At 35.7% G+C, this 4,915-nt stretch carries 6 protein-coding genes and 1 pseudogene; all 7 read left to right on the top strand.

Annotation, left to right across the window (positions count from 1 at the left end):
- The first annotated feature begins 59 nt into the window (after positions 1-59).
- Entirely contained in the window at positions 60-1,106 is a 1,047-nt protein-coding gene (locus tag DXD06_RS16795; protein WP_117833197.1) for an HAD-IA family hydrolase, read from the top strand.
- A gap of 351 nt (positions 1,107-1,457) precedes the next feature.
- Positions 1,458-2,087: a RhuM family protein gene (rhuM, locus tag DXD06_RS16790; RefSeq protein ID WP_330418232.1), complete on the top strand. Its 630-nt coding sequence runs from the start codon at positions 1,458-1,460 to the stop codon at positions 2,085-2,087.
- A 93-nt stretch (positions 2,088-2,180) separates the two neighbouring features.
- Positions 2,181-3,089 (top strand): NAD-dependent epimerase/dehydratase family protein, encoded by a 909-nt coding sequence (locus DXD06_RS16785; RefSeq protein WP_243001183.1) that lies wholly within the window; start codon positions 2,181-2,183, stop codon positions 3,087-3,089.
- 11 nt (positions 3,090-3,100) lie between these two features.
- Positions 3,101-3,229, top strand: a pseudogene (locus tag DXD06_RS18050) (KilA-N domain-containing protein); the annotation flags it as partial.
- An 83-nt stretch (positions 3,230-3,312) separates the two neighbouring features.
- Positions 3,313-3,783, top strand: coding sequence for a GNAT family N-acetyltransferase (locus DXD06_RS16770; RefSeq protein ID WP_055263214.1), 471 nt, complete (start codon positions 3,313-3,315; stop codon positions 3,781-3,783).
- A complete protein-coding gene (locus DXD06_RS16765; protein WP_117833195.1) occupies positions 3,780-4,415 on the top strand; it encodes a histidine phosphatase family protein in 636 nt (211 codons plus the stop codon). The genes DXD06_RS16770 and DXD06_RS16765 overlap by 4 nt, the downstream gene beginning before the upstream one ends.
- A gap of 30 nt (positions 4,416-4,445) precedes the next feature.
- Positions 4,446-4,915: LD-carboxypeptidase (locus tag DXD06_RS17340; RefSeq protein WP_199535239.1), on the top strand; the 470-nt coding region annotated here is incomplete at its 3' end.

Raw genomic sequence — 4,915 nt, 5'->3', positions numbered from 1 at the left:
GATATTAAAAGAAAGGAAACGTGTGATAATTAACTTCCTAATTATCATACAAGCATTATATGACGAAAGTGAATTTTTATGATAGCATTGATGATTCAATGCTAAAGTTTGCAGTTATTATTGCAAAACATAATGGAAAATGGGTATTCTGCAAGCATAGAGAAAGAAGTACATGGGAAGTGCCGGGAGGACATAGAGAACAAGGTGAGGATATTCTTGAAACAGCAAAGAGAGAATTGTATGAGGAAACAGGAGCCATTAATTTTGAGATAAATCCGATATGTATTTATTCTGTGACGGTGCCAGACAACTTTAAGGGGAAAGAAACCTTTGGAAAGTTATTTTTCGCGGAGATACATACGTTTGAAAAAGATTTACATAGTGAGATAGAGAAAATAGCAATTATGAATGAACTACCGCTTAATTGGACATATCCGGAAATTCAACCAAGACTGCTAGAAGAAGCGAGACAAAGAGGATTTTTGCCTAAGAAGGATGAAATAAAATGGTTATTTTTTGATGTTGGTTCGACGCTGGTTGATGAAAGTAGCGTTTATGAAGATAGGATGAAAAAAATAGCTGAATTATCTGGTATAACTCCGCAACAAATTTATGAACATGCGATATCATTATACAGGAGAAATAAAAAAGGTGATTTAGAGATAGCAAAACAATTGGGGATAGAACTACCTAAATGGGAATCACAATATGAAAAGCTGTATACAGATTCTGAAAATTGCCTGAAAAGGTTAAGCAGAAATTATGAAATTGGTATAATTGCAAACCAACCATTAGGAACTTCTGAAAGATTAGAAAATCTCGGAGTGCGAAAATATATTGATTTAGTCATTGCATCAGCAGAAGAAGGTGTTTCAAAACCGGACAGACGTATATTTGAAATTGCTTTGGAAAGAAGTGGCTGTAAGCCGGAAAATGCTGTAATGATTGGTGACCGCATTGATAATGATATTGTACCAGCAAAACAGTTAGGAATGAAAACGATATGGATAAAACAGGGATTTGGAAGTTTGTGGACTGTAATGGACGAGAGTGAAAAAGCCGATATTGAAGTTAATAACTTATCTGACATTTTGAATTATCTATAGGAGGGAAACACTGCAGAAAAGCCTTTGTTGCCAGCAGACCCAACAGTGTATTTTGCAGTGGTAAATGTAAAAACCGATATAATGTGTATAAGAGCCGTGCTAAGGATAAAGACAACATTAACTAATTCACCTGCTATAAGAAAGAAGGCTGATTATGAATACAGATATTACAAAGCAAATGGAAATGCTACTGTACAGAACCGAAGATGACAATGTAACAGTCAGTGCCTTAATAAAAGATGAAACGATATGGCTGACACAAAAAGCCATGGCTGAATTGTTTGGTATTGACAAGTCGGGCATCAGTCGCCATTTACAAAGATTTTTGAATCCGGTGAGTTGGATGAGGGAGTGGTTGTTGCAAAAATTGCAACAACCACTCAGCACGGAGCAATGCAGGATAAAACGCAGACTATTCCTACCAATTATTACAATCTGGATGCTATTATTTCCGTTGGTTACAGCGTTAACTCCATTCAGGCAACCAGATTCCGTATATGGGCAACCGGAATTTTGAAAGAATATATGATAAAGGGCTTTGCTATGGATGACGAACGCCTGAAACAGGGTAAAACAGCGGCAGAAATTGTGTATAATCAGGCTGACCACACCAAGGAAAATATGGGCTTGACCACATGGAAAAATGCTCCCGATGGTCGTATTCTCAAATCTGATACTCCGATTGCCAAAAACTATTTGGACGAAAAACAGATTCGCCAGTTGGAACGTGCTGTTACAGGATATTTTGATTACATAGAGGATTTGATTGAACGTGAAAATGTCTTTACAATGGAAGAATTTTCAAAAAGCGTGAACGAGTTCCTTGCGTTCCGCAGGTATGATATTTTAAAGGATAATGGGCGTGTTTCCCATAAGCAGGCAGTTGAGAAAGCATATCAGGAATATGATATTTTTAACAAGACACAGCCGATAGAATCTGATTTTGATAAGATAGTAAAAGGATTGGAAAAGAAAATTTAATTTCTTTTCTGGATTATGTGATTATGATACAATTACGGGAAATAGTGTTTTATGAATCTGATCAATCGAATTTTTTGTGTAAAGGAGAACTTTATGAAAAAGATATTAGTGACAGGCGGAACAACTTTTGTAAGTAAATTTGTGGCAGAATATTTTGTGAATGTGGGTTATGAAGTTTTTGTACTTAACAGAAATTCTAAGCCACAAGTTCAGGGTGTAAAACTCATTGAAGGAGATAGGCATAATTTGGGTGGTGTATTAAAGGATACATTCTTTGATGTTGTAGCGGATATAACAGCCTATAATGATAACGATATAATTGATTTTGTTAGGGAATTGGGTTCTTTTGATCAGTATATTATGATTAGTTCAAGTGCTGTTTATCCTGAGTATGGTGTTCAGCCATTCCTGGAAGAATCAGAGAAATCCGAAAATAAATTTTGGGGTTCATATGGAACCGATAAAATAGCAGCTGAAAAGGCATTACTTGAAAGAGTGAAAGATGCATATATATTAAGACCGCCTTATTTATATGGACCAATGAATAACGTGTATAGAGAGGCTTTTGTATTTGATTGCGCCTTGGCGGACAGAAAATTCTATTTACCTAAAGATGGCAGTATGAAATTACAATTCTTTCATGTAAAAGATTTATGCAGGTTGATGGAGGTAATAATTAAAGACAAGCCACAAGAGCGTATTTTAAATGTTGGTAATGTTGAAGCAGTTTCTATTAAAGATTGGGTCACAAAATGCTATGAAAGCTTAGGAAAAATACCGGATTTTGTAAATGTTTATGAAGATATTGAACAGCGAAATTATTTCAGTTTTTACAACTATGAGTACTATTTGGATGTATCGCGTCAAAACAAAATATACCCAGAAACCATATCATTAGAAGACGGATTGAGGGATAGTGTTAAATGGTATTTGGAACATAGCACAGAAGTTAATAAGAAACCTTATTTTAAATATATAAATGAAAATCTAGTGGAGGATTAATTACAAAAGCTATCAAAGATTATCAGCGATTAAAGAAAGATGAAGCAGATCGGTTAGCGATTGGATGGGATGTAAAGAGAGAACTTTCAAAAATAAACTATCGTATCCACACGGATGCAGTAAAAGAATTTTTGATAAGTTTCATTTGAAAATGGGGTTTGCGGAAGCAAATAGAATTATTTGTTTTACGAAAAGGTTAACAGATTTAGAGGAGTAGTATGTGATGGCGAAAAACTATGAATATAAAAAAGCAACCATAGCAGACATTGATGAACTTGTAAGGACTAGAATTATCGTCCTTCGTACTGCCAATAAACTATCGAATGATGTGGATATGTCATTGGTGGAAAAAGAATCCTATGAATATTATAAGAACGCATTAGAAACTGGTGAGCATATTGCATATCTGGTGTATGATAACGAAACCTTTATTGGCGCTGGTGGTGTCAGTTTTTATCAGGTTATGCCGACATATCATAATCCAACAGGTAAAAAGGCTTATATTATGAATATGTATACGGCACCGGCATATCGGAGACAGGGGATTGCATTTCATACATTAGATTTACTGGTAAAGGTTATAAGGAAACAGGGCGTATCACAGATTACTTTAGAGGCGACAGAGATGGGACGACCATTGTATGAAAAATATGGATTTGTAAAAATGGAAGATGAAATGGAGCTGATCAAATGACAAGAGTTTATTTCGTGCGTCACGCACAGCCGGAACACGAATGGGAAGAAGACAGGACAAGACCTTTGACGGAAGAGGGGAAGAAAGATTCTGCAATTGTGCTGGAATTTTTGAAGGACAAGAAAATAGATGCGTTTTATTGTAGTCCGTATAAACGTAGTATGGATACCATTGCAGAGGCAGCAGATTTTTTCACAAAAGAGATTATAACAGATGAGAGATTGAGGGAGCGCGAAAAAGGACCTGATGGAAACAATCACGGAATGTTCCAGAAACGATGGGCTGATCATAATTATCATGAAGAGGGTGGAGAGTCCATTGCTATGGTGCAAAATCGTAACATAGAGGCACTGAATGAGATTTTATCAGATAATACGGATAAAGATATTGTTATAGGAACCCATGGTACTGCCCTTAGTACGATATTGAATTTTTATGATAGTAATTTTGGCTGTGAAGATTTTCTGCGAATTATAGATTGGATGCCATATATTATCGAACTGGACTTTGAAAGCAGCTGTAACGAAATGGAATCTGAATGTCCAATCTACAGTTTTAAGTTGATTGCCAAACAGGAACATTGTTATATAGAGAAGGAATTTAAGGGAAAGCAGCGTGCGGATAAAAATTAATATTGTTTTATCTAAGGAAGGATTGTAGTTATGCAATATGCAAGAAAATTGAGAAAAGGCGACAAAGTAGCGATTGTAAGCTTGTCAAGTGGAATGCTCGGTGAAGAATTCTGCAGTCATAATATTGAGATTGGTGTAAAGAGATTAAAAGAATATGGTTTGGAGCCGGTATTTATGCCAAATGCTTTGAAGGGTATTGAATATTTGCAAACTCACCCGCAAGCAAGGGCGAAAGACCTAAAAGATGCATTTCTGGATAATTCTATTGCAGGGATTATTTGTGCAATTGGTGGTGATGATACATACAGACTTTTGCCTTATCTGATGGAAGATGAAGAGTTTATAAAAGCGGTAGAGGAGCATCCAAAATTATTTACAGGATTCTCAGATACTACGATCAATCATTTGATGTTTTATAAACTGGGCTTGTCTACTTATTACGGACCAAACTTTATTTGTGATTTGGGAGAAATTGCAGATGAGATGTTACCATATACCAA

It is taken from the genome of Roseburia sp. TF10-5 (assembly GCF_003462365.1).
Taxonomy (GTDB): domain Bacteria; phylum Bacillota; class Clostridia; order Lachnospirales; family Lachnospiraceae; genus Roseburia; species Roseburia faecis.
The sequence above is the reverse complement of the archived record's forward strand: the minus strand, read 5'-3'. Positions and strand labels throughout refer to the sequence as shown.

Bases quoted from the DNA above. Each gene is read 5' to 3' on its own strand.
- DXD06_RS16795 (WP_117833197.1), top strand. From the start codon at position 60: ATGACGAAAGTGAATTTTTATGATAGCATTGATGATTCAATGCTAAAG.
- DXD06_RS16765 (WP_117833195.1), top strand. From the start codon at position 3,780: ATGACAAGAGTTTATTTCGTGCGTCACGCACAGCCGGAACACGAATGG.
- DXD06_RS16770 (WP_055263214.1), top strand. From the start codon at position 3,313: ATGGCGAAAAACTATGAATATAAAAAAGCAACCATAGCAGACATTGAT.
- DXD06_RS16785 (WP_243001183.1), top strand. From the start codon at position 2,181: ATGAAAAAGATATTAGTGACAGGCGGAACAACTTTTGTAAGTAAATTT.